The sequence below is a fragment of the Halobaculum halobium genome (assembly GCF_030127145.1).
Taxonomy (GTDB): domain Archaea; phylum Halobacteriota; class Halobacteria; order Halobacteriales; family Haloferacaceae; genus Halobaculum; species Halobaculum halobium.
This window is the reverse complement of record NZ_CP126159.1, coordinates 252,087-267,948: the sequence shown is the minus strand read 5'-3', so window position 1 is coordinate 267,948 and position 15,862 is coordinate 252,087. Positions and strand designations below refer to the sequence as shown.

Annotated in this window: 14 protein-coding genes; 8 read left to right on the top strand and 6 right to left on the bottom strand. The window is 65.5% G+C overall.

Translation table 11 applies throughout. The features are described 5' to 3' along the window. Positions 1-87 precede the first annotated feature (87 nt). The 3 genes from P0Y41_RS16195 to glmS form a co-directional block, all read right to left on the bottom strand. Positions 88-366: a winged helix-turn-helix domain-containing protein gene (locus P0Y41_RS16195; protein ID WP_284063470.1), complete on the bottom strand. Its 279-nt coding sequence runs from the start codon at positions 364-366 to the stop codon at positions 88-90. Between the two features lie 111 nt (positions 367-477). After that, positions 478-996, bottom strand: a complete 519-nt coding sequence (locus P0Y41_RS16190) for a DUF7344 domain-containing protein (protein ID WP_284063469.1) — start codon at positions 994-996, stop codon at positions 478-480. A gap of 173 nt (positions 997-1,169) precedes the next feature. Beyond that, the gene (gene glmS / locus P0Y41_RS16185; protein ID WP_284063468.1) at positions 1,170-2,984 is read right to left on the bottom strand and encodes a glutamine--fructose-6-phosphate transaminase (isomerizing); all 1,815 of its coding nucleotides are present in this window, start codon (positions 2,982-2,984) and stop codon (positions 1,170-1,172) included. Positions 2,985-3,801: 817 nt separating this feature from the next. Here glmS and P0Y41_RS16180 point away from each other — a divergent pair. Together P0Y41_RS16180 and P0Y41_RS16175 are read left to right on the top strand one after the other, a co-directional pair. Next, positions 3,802-4,122 (top strand): LbetaH domain-containing protein, encoded by a 321-nt coding sequence (locus P0Y41_RS16180; protein ID WP_284063467.1) that lies wholly within the window; start codon positions 3,802-3,804, stop codon positions 4,120-4,122. Between the two features lie 121 nt (positions 4,123-4,243). Continuing rightward, entirely contained in the window at positions 4,244-4,837 is a 594-nt protein-coding gene (locus P0Y41_RS16175; RefSeq protein WP_284063466.1) for a DUF7344 domain-containing protein, read from the top strand. A 383-nt stretch (positions 4,838-5,220) separates the two neighbouring features. Here the strand turns inward: P0Y41_RS16175 and glmM are convergent, their stop codons facing one another. Further along, positions 5,221-6,561, bottom strand: a complete 1,341-nt coding sequence (glmM, locus tag P0Y41_RS16170) for a phosphoglucosamine mutase (protein ID WP_284063465.1) — start codon at positions 6,559-6,561, stop codon at positions 5,221-5,223. A gap of 796 nt (positions 6,562-7,357) precedes the next feature. On the opposite strand from glmM, the gene P0Y41_RS18085 reads away from it, so the two are divergent. Both P0Y41_RS18085 and P0Y41_RS16165 read left to right on the top strand, forming a co-directional pair. Then, the gene (locus P0Y41_RS18085; RefSeq protein ID WP_432764896.1) at positions 7,358-7,540 is read left to right on the top strand and encodes a DUF7563 family protein; all 183 of its coding nucleotides are present in this window, start codon (positions 7,358-7,360) and stop codon (positions 7,538-7,540) included. Positions 7,541-8,068: 528 nt separating this feature from the next. Continuing rightward, positions 8,069-8,356 (top strand): HalOD1 output domain-containing protein, encoded by a 288-nt coding sequence (locus tag P0Y41_RS16165; RefSeq protein WP_284063464.1) that lies wholly within the window; start codon positions 8,069-8,071, stop codon positions 8,354-8,356. Between the two features lie 248 nt (positions 8,357-8,604). Here the strand turns inward: P0Y41_RS16165 and P0Y41_RS16160 are convergent, their stop codons facing one another. Further along, positions 8,605-8,808, bottom strand: a complete 204-nt coding sequence (locus P0Y41_RS16160) for a HalOD1 output domain-containing protein (RefSeq protein WP_284063463.1) — start codon at positions 8,806-8,808, stop codon at positions 8,605-8,607. Positions 8,809-9,215: 407 nt separating this feature from the next. Next, positions 9,216-10,157, bottom strand: a complete 942-nt coding sequence (locus P0Y41_RS16155; protein WP_284063462.1) for a DMT family transporter — start codon at positions 10,155-10,157, stop codon at positions 9,216-9,218. Positions 10,158-10,324: 167 nt separating this feature from the next. Here P0Y41_RS16155 and P0Y41_RS16150 point away from each other — a divergent pair, with 167 nt between their 5' ends. The 4 genes from P0Y41_RS16150 (at position 10,325) to P0Y41_RS16135 (ending at position 15,780) form a co-directional block, all read left to right on the top strand. Beyond that, positions 10,325-10,810, top strand: a complete 486-nt coding sequence (locus P0Y41_RS16150; RefSeq protein ID WP_284063461.1) for an Lrp/AsnC family transcriptional regulator — start codon at positions 10,325-10,327, stop codon at positions 10,808-10,810. A gap of 196 nt (positions 10,811-11,006) precedes the next feature. After that, positions 11,007-11,573 carry a gluconate 2-dehydrogenase subunit 3 family protein gene (locus P0Y41_RS16145; protein ID WP_284063460.1) on the top strand — a complete coding sequence of 189 codons (567 nt, stop codon included), beginning with the start codon at positions 11,007-11,009 and terminating at the stop codon, positions 11,571-11,573. Next, positions 11,570-13,213: a GMC family oxidoreductase gene (locus P0Y41_RS16140; RefSeq protein WP_284063459.1), complete on the top strand. Its 1,644-nt coding sequence runs from the start codon at positions 11,570-11,572 to the stop codon at positions 13,211-13,213. Before P0Y41_RS16145 ends, P0Y41_RS16140 begins: the two co-directional genes overlap by 4 nt. Before the next feature lie 146 nt (positions 13,214-13,359). Continuing rightward, positions 13,360-15,780 (top strand): variable surface family protein, encoded by a 2,421-nt coding sequence (locus P0Y41_RS16135; protein WP_284063458.1) that lies wholly within the window; start codon positions 13,360-13,362, stop codon positions 15,778-15,780. Positions 15,781-15,862 lie beyond the last annotated feature (82 nt).

The following is a 15,862-nucleotide window of genomic DNA, read 5'->3' as shown; positions in this document are numbered from 1 at the left end:
CCCCTGAAATCCAACACCTGCTCATCTCCTCCCTCGTTTTTTCAGAACGCAGCGCACGATAGCGAGCCGAGAAATCCGACGGTCGCGTCACTCGGTGAGGTCCTTCGCACTGATGTCCTCCCAGACCTGCTCTCCCGCAGTGGTGATGCCGTAGACGCGTCCCTTCCGCCGCTCCTCTGGAACGAGCAGTTCGATGAGTCCTTTCTCCCGGAGCGATCCGAGCGCGCGAGAGACGTGCGACACGGACAACTGCACGTCCTCGGCGATCCGGGTCGGCGTCGCCGGTCCCTCAGCGAGACGGCCCAGAACGACCACCCGGTGATCTGAGCTGATGACGTAGCCGATCACGTCCCAGTCGGTAGTCACCGGTGGTCACCCGAGTTCGGTTCGTCGGCAGCCGGCCGCGACGCGCGCAGGGCAGTCACCTGGCGCGCGTCGACGGCGATGGTGTGTGTGTTCACGGTTGGTTGGTTGGGATTATCCGCGAGAGCGTTCGTACAAGTACTGTGCAGTGACGGCGGCGGCGAAGGACACGAACACGAGTAATCCGATGAGGTTGAGCGTCGGCTGCGCGATCGTACCGCTCGCCATGGTTGCGACGCCGTAGACCACGAGGCCGACGATGGCGAGCCCGAGGTATATCGCCTGCCAGGGTATCTCGCGCCGCTCTTCCTCCGGCATATAGGCGTCGAGCGACGAGACGTTCGACGTGAGCGATACCAGCCCGGAGTCGGCGTCGTACTCGACGATGCCGGATTCCTCGAGTTTCGGGATGTGCGTCTGGTACAGCGAGACGTACACCCGCTTTACCTGTTGGTCTGTCAGTTCTTCCACGGGCAGGTCGTTCTCCCAAGCGGCGACCCGGTCCGAGAGGTCGTTGAGCGGAATCGGCTCGCCACGCTCTCGAAGCAAGTAGATGACGAACCGCCGTCTGCCGTTGCTCAGGATGTCGTAAACCTCGTCCCTGTTTAGCGCGTCTGTGTTTGTGCTCGACATCTACTCGGGTATCTCCGCGGTTCACCACCCCTGCCCGGGCGAGCCGATACTGCCCGGGAGTCGCGGTCGATCGTGCCGGCCACGTCCGTCGGTGTGCGGCGAACGGAGTCGCGTCCGACGTCGCTCGTGGGGGGCGATTCGTGTCGGGGTCAGACATCTACACTCTCCTCGCGTCACTCTACTGTCACGCTCTTTGCCAGGTTGCGAGGTTTGTCGATCGAGCGGTTCAGGACGTTCGCTACGTGGTAGGAGACGAGTTGGAGTTGGACGTTCGCGAGCACGCCCGCGACGTCCGGGTTCGTGTCCGGAATGGGGAGGAACTCGTCGACCGCGGCCGCGACGTGATCCGCCGACTCCGGCGCGACCCCGATGACGGACGCTCCGCGAGAACGCACTTCCTCGACGTTGTTGAGCGTCTTGGTGTCGTGTTTCCCGGTGAACACCGCGACGATCGGCGTCTCCGGGGTCACCAGCGCGAGCGGGCCGTGTTTGAGTTCGCCCGCGGAGAATCCCTCCGCCTGCTCGTAGGAGATCTCCTTGAGCTTCAGCGCCCCTTCGCATGCAACCGGGTAGGCGACGCCCCGACCGATGAAGAAGTGCTGCTCGCTGCCGGCGTATCTGGGTGCCAGCGACGACGCTATCGAGGACCCGATCAGCCGATCGACCGCGTCCGGGAGCTCGCGAAGCGCCGTCAGCACCGCCTCGCTGTCCTCGCTCGGCGTTCCGGTGATGTCGACCGTGAGGCGCTCGACGACGAGCAACAGCGCTGCGACCTGGGAGGTGAACGTCTTTGTTGCGGCGACGCCGATCTCGGGCCCCGCCCGGATGAACAGCGCCTCGTCGGCCTCGCGGGCCGCCGTCGAGCCGACGACGTTCGTCACGGTGAGCGTCCGCGCCCCGCGCTCGTTCGCGCTTCGCAGTGACGCGAGCGTGTCCGCCGTTTCGCCGCTTTGGGTGACAGCGATGACGAGGGTGTCCTCAGAGACCGGCGCCGGCGTCGTCGCGTACTCCCCCGCGGTGAAGGCGTACGCGGGGACGCCGCGATCGCGGAGGAGTTGCTGTGCGTACATCGACGCGTGGTGTGAGGTGCCACACGAGAGGAAGTGGACTTCCGACACCTCGTCGAACGTTCCCGGAGGGAAGTCCGCGAGCGCGACGCGCCCGTCGTCGGTGATCCGTCCGTTGATCGTGCGTTCAAGCGCCTCCGGTTGCTCGTTGATCTCCTTGAGCATGTAGTGGTCGTACCCGCCGCGTTCGGCGTCCTCGGACTCCCACTCGACGGTGTCGATCGACCGTGACACGGGCTCTCCCTCCGCGTCGGTGATCTCGTGTTCCCCGAGCGTGAGCCGGACAACGTCCCCGTCGTGGAGGTACACCACGCGGGACGTGAACTCCATGAACGACGGGACGTCACTGGCGAGGAATCGACGGTCGTCGTCGACGCCGAGCACGAGCGGGGAGCCCTGACGCGTCGCGAGTATCGCGTCGGTTCCCTCGATCAGCGCTGCGATGGCGTAGCTCCCCTCGATTCGGTCGATTGCCGCCCGAAAGGCCGCCTCGGGCGACTTCCCCGCCGCCAGTTCCTCCTCGATGAGGTGGGGGACAACCTCCGTGTCGGTCTCGCTGGTGAACAGGTGACCGGCCGCCGAGAGCTCGCCGCGGAGCTCGGCGTGGTTCTCGATGATCCCGTTGTGGACGACCGCGACCGAGGCGGTACAATCAGTGTGCGGGTGGGCGTTCTCGTCGGTGGGCTTCCCGTGGGTGCTCCAGCGGGTGTGCCCGACTCCGAACGTCCCGCACAGATCGACGCCACCGAGCTCATCAACGAGGTCATCGATCCGTCCCTCGCACTTGTGGGACTGGACCCCGGCGTCGGTGAGCGTGGCGATCCCCGCGGAGTCGTACCCGCGGTATTCCAGGTTCTTTAGTCCGGTAAGCACTGTGTCGACGACATCTCCGTCGCCGACACAGGCCGTTATCCCGCACATCAGCGATCCCGTTCCGCCCGGCTGTGTACTCGGGTTTTACCGTGATTACTCGGCGCGTGCTTCTCCCGGTTTCGTGCCGTCAGTCCGGCGCGGTTGCGTGTACAGATCATGTTCAGGCCGAACGGATAGTGTCCGGGGTAACATGCGCTAATCCCGGCATTCATCTATTGTTATTAGGCTGTTACAATCGACTGCAGGAAGTTAGACGCAATTTCCCGGCCTCCTCGCACATCGGAACTGCTGAAGCCCGATGGTTGTCCCGATGGCTGCGCGTGAGACCGCGTGTTGTGGTACCTAACCACACGTATAATCTTCATAACAATACCAGTAGGTGTGACAGTAACACCCGGGTATGGTCGGGGTACTCGCATCGAGAACGAAGGTCGGGACCGCACACGCGCAGTCGACGCCAACGCCGCAGGCGTCGGTCGCCGGCAGATCGGTCGCCGTCCGCGTCGCCGAATCGATGATCAGCGCCGGCGTCGGCGAACTCCGCGTAGCGGGCGTCAAACCTTCGGTTCGGCGACGCTTACTCGAGCGGTACCCGGAGTTCGCGACGACCGCGGAGCGAACAGACCCACCGCCCGCACACAGCCGTGAGGCGAACGGAGTCGCCGGTATCGGAGCCGACTTCGTCGGTGACGGACGTCCCGACGCGGAGGCCGCCGGACAGGCCGCGGTTCGTGAGGGCGCGACCGTTGGCTCTGGCGAGCTCGTCGAGCGTCCAGCGCCCGTGACGCCCGGTGCGACGGTTCGACCGGCTGGAGGGGTGCGAACACATAGCTTTATTCCAAATGACACAAAGCTAGGAGCGTCCGTGGAAACCGAGAACAGTGTCATCATAGACGGCGCGATCCATCCGTACCGGAGCGAGAGGGCCGAGAGCGTCGTCTTTCCGCGCGCGAACGCGGACGCCGGATCGGTCGTGGCGAACCGCCGCCACGACGAGCACGCGGTGACGCTGACGCACGCCGACCGCCGCGTTCGAACCGAGAGGCGAGGGTTCGGACCGGTGGTCAGCGGGGGAGCGAAACTGGGGGCCGGGACTCGCCTGAACCTGGAAACCGTCGCCGGGCCGAGCGCGGCGACGGGGACCGGTGAGATCGTCCGCAGGGACGTCACACCCGCGGTGCCGTAGTCATGCGGTCGGATTCCGCGACCGCGTACGAACTGGAACCGAATCGAAACGAGGACGGAACAGAAACACGCCAAAGATGGTCAAAGCAACCCACGCGACATCGACGGCAGTGGAGCCGACGATGACCACCGAACCGGAGACGCAGCGGGAGGAAACCACGCAGCACGAAAGCACCGAGGAGGACGCCACACCAGCGGAGCCGGAGCCGTTGCCGCTGGATCTGACGTTCGAGATACTGAAGAACCAGCGGCGGCGACTCGTGTTGAGTCACCTCAAGACGGTCGACGGCGAGACGACGATCGGCGAGCTCGCCGAACACATCGCCGCGATAGAGAACGACTGCGACGTGAAGGCGTTGGGCGCCCAACAGCGCAAGCGCGTGTACATCGGACTGTACCAGTGTCACCTCCCGAAGATGGACGACGCGGGAGTTATCGAGTTCAATCAGAGCCGGGGCCGCATCGAACTCGCACCAGAGTCCGAACCGTTGTACGAGTACCTGGTCGAGGAGGACGACCAGACCGAACACGAGACCGCCAACTTGCGTCCGTACGCCGCGGCGACGATCGGAGTCGGAGCGCTCTTCGGGATCACCCAGTTCATGGGGTATCATCTCCTGGCGAGTCTGCTGGTGTTCGGGTTCCTCACCGCGGTGTTCTATCTCGGTCGGCAAGAACTGACAGATGGAACCGTCACCAGTACAGCGGACGATTGAGGTCGTCCATACCCTGATCGCGAAGGGTTTGGATCAGCGTTGGGACTGTACGATTTACGACGATACCCCGTTCTCGCAGCGGGACGCATCCACACCCTACGTCGAATTGGTACGTTGACGGCCGTGACCTGCCGGTGCCCAGCTCGCCTGACGGATTTGACAAACCGGTCTGCGGAGCGTCCGCATCGTCGTTCACGTCCCCGTTCGTCGTAGTCTACAGACGGCGTCGGTGACAGTTCGCTGAGACTTCTATGGCAACCGCCTCGGTGTCAACCCCCGAGCCACTCGTATTGCGAATCCGTAGACGAGTGCGCCGAAGTTGTCGATCTCGAGCAAACGGGCGGACGTTCGCTGTGGCGCACCGTATGGAGACAGACCGACACTCAATCCGTCGCCGGAACGGTGACGACCTGTTTTGCCTCCGCAACGAGATCGGTCGCCGTTTCGAACAGCGACGCCATCTCGGACTCGACGCCCGCCTCGGCAGTGATGCGGACGAGCGGCTGCGTCCCGCTCGCGCGCACAAGGAACCACCCGGCGTCGACGTCGACGCGGACCCCGTCGATGGTAGAGACGTTCGCATAGCGATCGACGACGCGGTCTGCGACGTGCTCGACGAGGTCGTGTTTCGCGGTCGTCTCGATGTTCGCACGCCGCAGGGGAACGGTCTCGATCTGCGCGACGAGGTCGTCGAGCGGTCCGCGCCGAGCGACCAGTTCCGCCAACTTCGCGGCTGCGAGCGGCCCGTCCGGACAGCGAGCGAGGTCGGGCCAGATCCACGCGCCGCTCGGTTCGCCACCGAAGACGACGTCCGTCTCACGGGTGCGCTCGGCGACGTAGCCGTCGCCGACCTTCGTGTGAAACGTCGAGGCGCCGATCGCCTCCAGCGTCGTATCGACCGCGATACTCGTGTCGATCGGAACTGCGACCCGGTCGCCGGCGGAGGCGACGTCGCGGGCGAACAACGCGAGGAGCACGTCTCCCGAGGGGAACGCGCCCGACGCGGTCGCCGCCCGCATCCGGTCTGCGTCGCCGTCGTGTGCGATTCCGAGGTCGGCGTCGGTCGCGGCGACAACGTTTCGCAGCGTCTCGCAGTTATCGGCGGTCGGCTCGCTCGGCCGGGTCGGAAACGAGCCGTCTGGCTCGGCCGCCAGCGTCTGGACGGTGCAGCCGAGTCGCCGGAGGACGTCGGCGGTGACCCGGCCGCTCCCGTTACCCACGTCGAGAACCACGTCGAGGTCCAGATCGCCGTCCACGGCGTCGACCACCGCGTCGACGTGACGCGACCGCGCGCGTCGACTTCGCATGCGACGTCCGTACTCCTCCCATGAGACGAGGTCGAAGTCGTCTTCGCGGATCCGGTCGGCGACTGCCTCCTGTGCGGTGCCGACGTAGGCGGCGCCGTCGGCCGTCCAGAGCTTCAGGCCGTTGTCGCTCGCTGGATTGTGCGAAGCGGTGACCGCGATTCCCGCGTCAGCGCCGTACCACTCGACCGCCCGCGCGACCGTCGGCGTCGGCACTTCCCCAAGCGAGACGGCGTCTGCGCCGCACTCGCGCAAGCCCGCGGTCGCCGCGTCGACGAGCGCCGACCCGGTCGAGCGCGGGTCCCGGCCGACGACGACCCGCTGGGCCCCCTCGGAGGCGACAGCTCGGCCGACGGCGAGCGCGACCGCCGCCGTGACTTCCTCGCCGACGGTTCCCCTGATCCCGCTCGTTCCGAACATACGTTCGGTACCCGTGACGGGCCGAATTTGTTACACCCCGACTAGCTGGGTATCAGTCGGCTACTCGTCCGAACCTCGAGAGAGACCTGACAGCCGCAGAGGGACGCGCTCGTTTACCGACTGTGCCGATATCCGAGGACAACTCCAGAATCTCGACTGCGTCCCAGCTATTTGGGGCCGAGTCACCGGCTCGCGTGGGTGCCTGTCGACTCCTCCGCTTCGACGGGGCGGGTCGCCGGCCATTAAAATGCCTATTTTACCTATTTCAACTATTGTATAAATTTTGGCTATTTTCTATCGTCTCGGAACCGGGGGTATCGAGTTCGGGAGAACAAGATCTGGTGGAGTCGAAGCAGTGAACCCGTGAACCAAACCGGTTCGGATGGTCAGGTCGCCGAACCGTTGGGGAGGTTCGAGAGACACATGCACAAGCGAGCCCATACAGTGCCTTCTGTCTCAACCTGATCTTGTCGCATTCGGGGCGTTCAGTCACAGAGAGGATCCAGGTGAACGCCTGTGGAGGTCGCGCTCCCCCCGACGATAGATCTGTCTCGGTAAAGCACGTCGCCGAAACCAGGAAGTCCCGCGCGCATGGGGCGAACCGCAGCAGCGGTGAGCGAGTAGGGCGAGGAATTCGGACGCCGTACGCGCCAATCGGTCTGATCGGTCAACGAAGCGAGTTAGACGGGAGACCCGCGGACGCCCCCCGAGTATGCGAGGAATACGGTACGAGATGTCGAGTGTCCGCTCGTTCAAGACTACATAACAATAGACCTCCCCGTTTCCTCGCCGGTGTATGCCAGAATGTACCACCTGTGGGAATCACGTCACGGAACAATTCACACGAGTGTTCGGAGACAACAGGAACGTGGTCCGCCGGTGCATCGAGTGCTCGCGGGCTGCGGATCTGGACAAGAGCGGCGAGACCGATGAGCGCGCCCACGCGACAGCGGAACGGACGCTGACGACCTGGGGGTAGTCAACGCTGGACAAACGTTCACAGAGAGACCGTCTCACGGCTGATCGATGGTCAACGATCAGGACCATGCCAGCGGTTAGCAATCGAGTGTGGTACCGCGCAGCGATTGCCGCTCTCACTCTGGTCGTTTCCGGTTCGTCGGTTATTACGTCTCAGCGATCGATCTACTCTGTCCGGATATCCTCGTTCACTACTCGGGAAGGAGGACCTGTGCCCACGCCGGACACACGAGGGTAAATCCAAGCGTCCACCGTTGTGCGATCCGTGAAATAACACGAACACACTGTGAGCGGTAGTGAAGAGTATCCACGGCTTATTTATATAGTCAGCACCGTCGTCATTTGGGTTGTAATACTATTGCCACGAATTCGCCGACGAATCTGGAAGCGGTGAAATCCGGGAGTATTACCCGGTAATTAGTCCAGTCCGAGCGTGCGAGAACGTGATTTTATACTGATATACCGTGCGAGCATATCGGTGTACTTATGAACCGGACCAAGTTACCGTGCATAGAGTAGTTGTGTATCTATGACGGTTGATAATACCGCTTCCGGGGGGACGGAAGTAGAAGCCCAGCGAACCCGATCAGATTGGACCGAGTTCGAACGACCGAGTACCGCTGTCGTGGTCGCCGTCGCGGAAGCGATCGACGTCGACACAGATCAGTTGCCGGTGCTCAACGAGTATGTCGACGGAGACGCTCTCGATACGCTCCTGCGGGAGTCTGACGCCGGCGTAGAAGTCTCATTCGCGTACGACTCCGTGACCGTCCGAGCATCGTCCGACGGGGAACTCGTCGTCACGTCGCACCGATAGATCGGATCAGCGTCGGGTTCTCGGGACGGAGTCCCGTCGCTCGACCCTTCTGCGCACTTCTCACCGCGCCGTCTGTACAGCGACACGACTGCACCGATCATCCGCGAACCGTTCTTGCTGTGGTGGCACGGGCACAGATCTGAGCCGGACCGGTGAGCACCAGTTCAGCTGCCACCGACGTCGGACACCTCCTCACGTCTCACTGCGCCGTGACACCGCTGTCGTGGCAGACGACGCCCGAGACCGCGCTACGGGCGAGGCGGTGTGTACACTTCGATAACGTCCGGTGTGACTCGGACCCAGTGGCGCCACAACTCGAACGACACCGTCGTGGTCCCCGTCGACGTGAGCGCGTTTAGCGCGTCCGGGTCGACCGAATCATACAGTGAGGACAGCTGGTCCTCGGAATCGACGTCGAGGCGCTCGAGCAACAACAGTACCTGTTCGGACACGAGAAGCCACCGACTCCGCGGGTCGACAGCATCCGGTGTGCGTTGATGCACGCTCGGAGGTACCACAGTGGTTTCGTCGGTCATACTCGATCGCCGGCGAACGTTACCGTTGCTCGGACGGTCGAGCCGACGAGGTGGCCTCCCCCATCGTCCCGCGACCTACGGCGAGGTACTGAAGCGCGGTCCGAAGATGGTAGCGAGCCTCGACAGACGCCGCAGTCGCGAGTGCGCGCCGGAGTGATCGCTCCAGCTGCGGCAGCCCCGTGGGTTCGTCTGCGAACTCGGTGGGGCTGTCAGGAGTGTTCATACCGTGTTCCCGCAGGGCGGACGCAAAGTTATAAACGCGTTTCGTGGCGACGGCCGAAAACGTCGGTCGCCCTACCACGGAGTCCGGCGAAGGACACCCATCACGGAAGCGCAGTTCGGAGCCGCCCGAGGACATCCCCGGCGGCGGCGCGCAGGGTGTGTCCCTCGACGAGCGTGAATCCCCCGAGCACGAGGAGGAATCCGAGCACGGCGCCCTCAGTCGGCACGTAGCCGAATACCGCGAACGAGAGCCCGGCGGCGGCGATCGGTTCGAGGTAGCCCACGAGCATCGTGCGTGTTGCCCCCACCGAATCGAGCAGTCGGAAATACAGGACGAACGCGATCACACCGGGTCCCACGACCAGGAACGCGAGCGTCGCCAGTCCGGCCGGGGAAACGACGAGCGCCTGCTGCTCGCCGAGCGCGCGGCTCCCCAGGTGGAGTAAGCCGGCGCCCGCAACCATCCCCCACCCCTGCAGCCCGGCGGCAGAAACCGTCGTCTGGACGCGTCGCAGCAGGATCGTCCCGAGCGCGAACGCGACTGTCGCGCCGAACACCAACAGCGTCCCCGTCACCGGGATGCCGCCCGATCCCCCGGGATCGGTCACCGCGATGACGCCCAGGAACCCGACCGCAACGCCGAGATACTGGACGGGTTCGAGTTCGCCGGCGCCGAGCACGTACGGGGCAAGCAGCGCGGTCACAACCGGCGAGAGCGCGATGACCGCCGACGCGACGGGGCCGGGAACCGTCTCCTGTCCGACGTACAACAGCGCGTGATGAGCGAAGATAACGAACACCGCGACGCTAGCGACGGCCCCGAGATCACCGCGGGTCCGCGGGAGCGATCGCCCGCCACCCACAACGGCGACTGCCAGCACGAGCACCCCGGCGAGGTCGTATCTGATCGCCGCGAACAGTAACGGCGGCCACTCCTTCACGCCGGCCTCGATGGCGACGAACGACCCGCCCCACAGCGTCGCAAGGAGAACGAATAACGCGCCGGTCGTCGGCGCACGTCTCCAAATAGAGCTGAAGTTCATTGAATCTATTCCGGGTTAATGGATTAGAATTGATAAGCACTTCTACTCGGATCGGCTTTGTCGATAGTTGTCTCTCACGAACTGTCGCCAATTTCGAACGAGGATCGGATCGATAACCGAGAGTCGGAGCAGTTGGAACTTTCAGGCCGGCCCCCGGGAAGTCGCGTATGGATGAGCGCGACGTTCGCATCCTCAAGGCGATCGGCGACCTAGGGACCGGCAGCCCGGAACGGATCAACGAGGAGACCGGAATTCCCGTCTCGACCATCCACTACCGCCTGAACAACCTCCGAGAGGCCGGCGTGATCACGAACGACCTGTACGACCTGGACCTCGACGCGCTCGGGTTGGGCGTGACCGTGCTCGTCGAGGTGCTCGCCGACTACGCCGGGGAGCACGCGGACGTTGCGTCAACGATCACCGAGATCGAGGGCGTGACGACCCTGCTGTCGACGATGGGCGAAACGGACTTCGTCGCCGTCGCGCACCTCCCCGATGACAAGGCGGTCGGACGCCTGCTGCGCGAGTTCGAGGGCATTCCCGCGGTCGAGCGGACGAACTCCACGTACGTCATCGAGACGCTGTACGACGATGCGCGCGCGTTGTCGTCGTATTCCACGGAGTCGCTCGTCGACGTGCTGGTCGACGAGTGAGCCAGGGGGCCCGCTACAACGGGAAGGGTACCGCGGTCTCACTCGCTGTCGGTCTGTCAACGTCAACGCCGTGAGTCGGCGGAGTCGTCGCCCGTCAGACTCACGCGACTGCCGCTCGTCCCCTCCAGACGACCGAGCGCCGCTCACGGTGCGAGAGCGCAACGCTCTTGTTTAGGTTTGCCTAATCGAATTCCGAATGGATCTCTCCCGTCGCGACGCGTTGGCCGCGTTGTCGGCTGCGGGCGTCGGAGCGCTGGCCGGCTGTGAGGCACCGGCCGCCAGCGACGACGACGGCATGACAGACGAGGAAGCTGCGAGTGAGAATCCTGACGACGACGCCGTCGGTGATCACGAGCTGTCGACGCTGATCGCGGTGGCGCACGTCGTGTACCCGTCCGAGGTCGACGGGATCGCTGAGTTCGTCCGTACCTACACCGGCGGCCGCGTCGACGGCGACGACGCGTACGCCCGCGGTGTCGCCGAGGCGGTGGCGACCCTCGACGACTACACGGAGGGCCTGTACGATGCACAGTACGTCGATCTCGGGGGCACGGACCGAGCCGAAGCGTTGGACGTGATGAGCGTCGACGTGGTCGACCCCGACCCCGCTGGCACTGCGCCCCAGCGGGTGCGCCACTTCCTCGTCAACGAACTGCTGTACGCGCTGTACACCTCGCCGACCGGCGCGTCGCTGGCGGGACTGGAAAACCCGCCGGGCCATCCCGGCGGCATCGAGTCGTATCGGGAGGGACCCAACCGATGACCGCGGGCGGAGCGGGCGGGACGGATCGCGTTGACGACGCCGAGACCGCAGACGTCGACCGGACCCCGTCGCCTCGTGTCGATGTGTGCGTCGTCGGCGCGGGACCGGCGGGCGCGCTCGTCGCCGCGGAACTGTCGGCGGCCGGCCACGACGTCGTCGTCCTCGACGCCGGGGAGCGGTTCGATCCCGACGACCGCACCGAACGGATGGAGCGACACCTCCGACCGGGTGCCGACGCTCCGGTGTGGGACACCGACCCCGAGCGCGACGCCTACAGCAGCACCGGCGAGCGGTACTACCCGCTCAACGCCGCCCGCGTGAAGGGGATCGGCGGGAGCACGCTCCACTGGCAGGGGATGGTGATGCGAATGCACGAACAGGACTTCGAGTTGGGTTCGTCGGTCGGACTCGGCGACGACTGGCCCATCGCTTACGACGACCTCCGGCCGTACTACGCCACCGCAGAGGAGGAGCTGTCGGTCTCGGGCGCCTCGGACAACCCCTTCGCGCCGCCGCGGGAGGAACCGCACCCGCTGCCGGCGTTCCCGCCGTCGTACTCGGACTCGCTGTTCGCGGAGGCGTGCGAGGAGGTCGGGCTCGCGACCCACTCGGTTCCAAACGCGCGCAACTCCGAGCCGACCGAGGAGGCGAGCGCCTGCGTCGGCTACGGCACCTGCAAGCCCGTCTGTCCGTCCGGCGCGAAGTACGACGCGACCCGCCACGTCGACGTCGCGGAGGCGAACAGGGCGCGCGTCCTGGATCGGGTGCCCGTTCAGCGACTCGAACACGACGATGCCGGCGACCGGGTGACGGCCGCGGTGTACGCGACGCCCGAGGGCGAGGAACACAAACAGGAGGCCCGCGAGTTCGTCGTCGCCGCCGGCGGCGTGGAGACCCCGCGGCTGCTCCTCCTCTCAGAGAGTGAGACGTACCCGGACGGCCTCGCCAACTCCTCGGGACTCGTGGGGCGGTACTTCATGGACCACCTGTTCGCGGGGATGGGCGGGACGCTCGACGAGCCGACGCGCCAGAAGCACGTCGGGTTCAACACCACCGAGAGCCACCAGTTCTACGACCGACCCGACGACTCCCGGACGGCGATCAAGCTGGAGTTCCTCAACTACGCCGGGCCGGCGCCGGCGGACGTGGCCCTCACCGCGGACAGCTTCGGCGACGAGTTGCTCGCGGAGATCCGAGACGGGTACGGCCAACACGTCGCGATGGGCGCGCTCGTCGAACAGTTGCCCCGCAAGGAGAATCGGATCCGACTCGACCCCACACGCACGGACGACCACGGGAATCCCGTCCCTGACGTGGTGTGGAGTCTGGACGCGAGGACCCGACGGACTATCGAGCGCGCCAACGAGATCCAGCGGGAGGTGCTGGAGGAGCTCGGCGTCGACGTCGGGTGGACCGTCGGCCCCGACGAGACCGGGCCCGCATATCACCACATGGGGACGACCCGGATGGGGACGGACCCCGACGAGAGCGTCGTCGACCCGCAGCTTCGGACCCACGACCTCGGGAACCTCACGATCGCGGGGAGTTCGGTGTTCGTCACCGCCGGCGCGATGAACCCGACGCTCACAATCGCCGCGCTGTCGCTGAAGGCGGCCGAGCACATCGCCGAGCGGTTGTAGGCCGGCGAAAGTACCCCTACCCAACCCTGTTGTCGATCAGTTCTATACAGGTTAGTCACCGAGTGGTAGCTTTATTACCTTCCTGATGAATTTGCGAACAGTCAACATGTATCTGTGCAGAGCCCTGTCGGGTCGGGTGATCTCGGATGGCTAGCGACCCCGCCAGCGCCGACTGGGGAGCCGACCAGCGGCCCGATGCCGACGACGTGCTGGAGCAGTTGGCCGCCAAGACCAGCGTGGACGACGGCGTCGTGGACGCGACAGTAGTCGAGACACACCGGGAACGTGCGCGGCGTCGGACAGAGCGGATTCTCACGGCCAGCGATGGGAACGCGAAGCGGCGCTGGATTCTGCCCGGGACGTACAAGCGACAGTGCGACGAGCGGGTCGCGTACGCCGACCGGTACGACGCCGCGCCGGAGGGCATGGGGACGAAGCGTGTCCCGTATGTCGAGACGGGTCGACCGGTCCAGACCTGTCCCGGTTGTGACGGAACCGAACGCACGACCTGCACCAGATGCGGGGGCGACAAGGAGGCCGACTGTCGAACGTGCCACGGCGACGGGAAGACGACGTGTTCGGTCTGTGACGGTGACCCGGTCAGCGAGTGTGACGCCTGCGAGGACGGGACACAGCCGTGTTCCTCGTGTGGCGGAAGCGCGTCCGAGGACTGCCCGGAGTGTGAGGGGACGGGCGGCCACACCGAAACCGCGCAGTGTCCGCGCTGTGAGGGCGACGGCTGGATCAACTGCAAGGACTGCGACGGCGAGGGCGGCGAATGCGACACCTGTGGTGGCGAGTCGACCGTGGACTGCCCGCGCTGTGACGGGGACGGCGTCGACGACAGGTGGATCGACTGTTCGAGGTGTGGCGGCCGGGAGTCGCTCGGCTGTAGCAGTTGCGACGGAACCGGAACCGAACGCTGCGACGCGTGCGGTGGGACCGCGACGCTCTCGTGTGACGCGTGTACCGGTTCGGGCACGGAACCCTGCGACGCCTGTGAGGAAACCGGCGTTGTCCACTGTACCGACTGCAACGAGCACGGAACGGTGACATGTGACCAGTGCAAGGGCGTCGGCGAGGTCGTTCACGCGGTGAGCGGCGAGCTCGTGTTCGACGTGGACACGGCCGTCGAAGTCGACACCGAGCGCGTTCCTCGCGACTGGATATCTAGTCAGGACGGCACTGTAAGCGAGCGAGAGCGGGAGAACCCGGAGACCGACGGTGGTGTGTACCGGCGTGTCATCGAGGAGGAAGAGATCCCCGCGGTAACGGTCACCTACAGGCACGCCGGCGGCGAGTACGACGCCGCAATCGTCGACGGAACCCTTCGCTATGACGACGCCCCGAAGCCGGCGGAGAACATTCACGCACAGATCGAACACGCAGTCGACACGGGGACGTTCGAGTACGACTCCGGCCGCTCGTTCGGTGAGACTGTGCGCGCTGCGCCGGGGGCACTCGTGGGGGATGCCACACGCATCACTGCGGGCGTGTTGTTCGCCTCGGTCGTGCTTCTCGGCGTTGCGCTGGCAACGACGTTGCTCCCGATCGGGGACGGGCTCCAAGACGCGATCGGCGTCGGGGGGACCGCCGTGGCCGCGCTGTGGTACGCCCGCTGGATCGGGGCGAGCGAGGACGGGATCTCGACCGCGTCCAACGGCGGCGGTCTCATCGCGCCGGCGCTGCTCGGTGTCGCGGCTGTCGGAGCGACGATCCAAGGCGCTGTCGACCCCGCCTCGGGGCTCCTCGTCATCGCACTTGTGGCCGGGCTCTGGAGCAGGCGGGTGGCCGGCCGACTGGCGTTCGAGGGAGCCCGCGTCGATCACCGAGTCCGGCAGCGGAGGCTGTTCTTGGAGAATACCCTCGACGGGAGACCGTCCGAGGTTGCCTCGCTCGGACTCGCCGACCTGCTTCCGAGTCCCGAACCCGTCCCGAGTAGCGATCTGCTCGGTCGCGTGGGCGGCGTCGTAGTGACCGTCGGACTGGGCGCGAACGTCTGGCTCGCGAGTCTGCTGGTGCTGGGTGCCGTCGGCGACGAGAACCTCCTCCTCGCGTACGTCGGGTTCGAGACGGTGCTGGTGGTACCCGCGGCGACCGCGCTCCTCGCGACCGCGTCCCTCTCGGTACTCGCCCTCGGGAAGGTCATCGAGAGCGACCCCGAGGCAGATCTGGATCCCGACACCGAGGCCCCGGGATCCCGGTCGACCGACTCACGTGGGGCGAGTGAGCCCCCGGGGTCGACACGGTCACGCGAACCGTCGCAGTCTCGCGAATCCACGCAATCGCGGACGGCGAACGGGCAGACGAACGAACCGAACGACTTCCAGCTCACTCTGCTGTACAGCATCGATCGAGGGGAGGGAAACACGGGGGTCGAGATCAAAGAACGAATCGTCGAACTCCACGACGACCCGACGGCCGAGGCGGGAGTCGATCCCGCTCTCCGGCAGTTGACGCGCAACGGATTCCTTCAGCAGACCGACAAGGGATACTACACCACACGGGCCGGCGAGGAACTGCTTCGAGAACACGAGGATCAAATCGAGGACCGGGTCGGCTCGTAGCCGGAGGCCGTCGCAAGCTGCCCCGCGGCCTCGACCCGCGGGTTGTGTCGATCCGGAAGCGGACACGCCGCGCTCTCCGACC

What these genes read in the sequence shown, in the direction of transcription:
- P0Y41_RS16155 (WP_284063462.1), bottom strand. Translation starts at nt 10,157, where the DNA reads ATGAACTTCAGCTCTATTTGGAGACGTGCGCCGACGACCGGCGCGTTA.
- glmS (WP_284063468.1), bottom strand. Translation starts at nt 2,984, where the DNA reads ATGTGCGGGATAACGGCCTGTGTCGGCGACGGAGATGTCGTCGACACA.
- P0Y41_RS16150 (WP_284063461.1), top strand. Translation starts at nt 10,325, where the DNA reads ATGGATGAGCGCGACGTTCGCATCCTCAAGGCGATCGGCGACCTAGGG.
- P0Y41_RS16175 (WP_284063466.1), top strand. Translation starts at nt 4,244, where the DNA reads ATGACCACCGAACCGGAGACGCAGCGGGAGGAAACCACGCAGCACGAA.
- P0Y41_RS16165 (WP_284063464.1), top strand. Translation starts at nt 8,069, where the DNA reads ATGACGGTTGATAATACCGCTTCCGGGGGGACGGAAGTAGAAGCCCAG.
- P0Y41_RS16190 (WP_284063469.1), bottom strand. Translation starts at nt 996, where the DNA reads ATGTCGAGCACAAACACAGACGCGCTAAACAGGGACGAGGTTTACGAC.
- glmM (WP_284063465.1), bottom strand. Translation starts at nt 6,561, where the DNA reads ATGTTCGGAACGAGCGGGATCAGGGGAACCGTCGGCGAGGAAGTCACG.
- P0Y41_RS18085 (WP_432764896.1), top strand. Translation starts at nt 7,358, where the DNA reads ATGCCAGAATGTACCACCTGTGGGAATCACGTCACGGAACAATTCACA.
- P0Y41_RS16135 (WP_284063458.1), top strand. Translation starts at nt 13,360, where the DNA reads ATGGCTAGCGACCCCGCCAGCGCCGACTGGGGAGCCGACCAGCGGCCC.
- P0Y41_RS16140 (WP_284063459.1), top strand. Translation starts at nt 11,570, where the DNA reads ATGACCGCGGGCGGAGCGGGCGGGACGGATCGCGTTGACGACGCCGAG.
- P0Y41_RS16145 (WP_284063460.1), top strand. Translation starts at nt 11,007, where the DNA reads ATGGATCTCTCCCGTCGCGACGCGTTGGCCGCGTTGTCGGCTGCGGGC.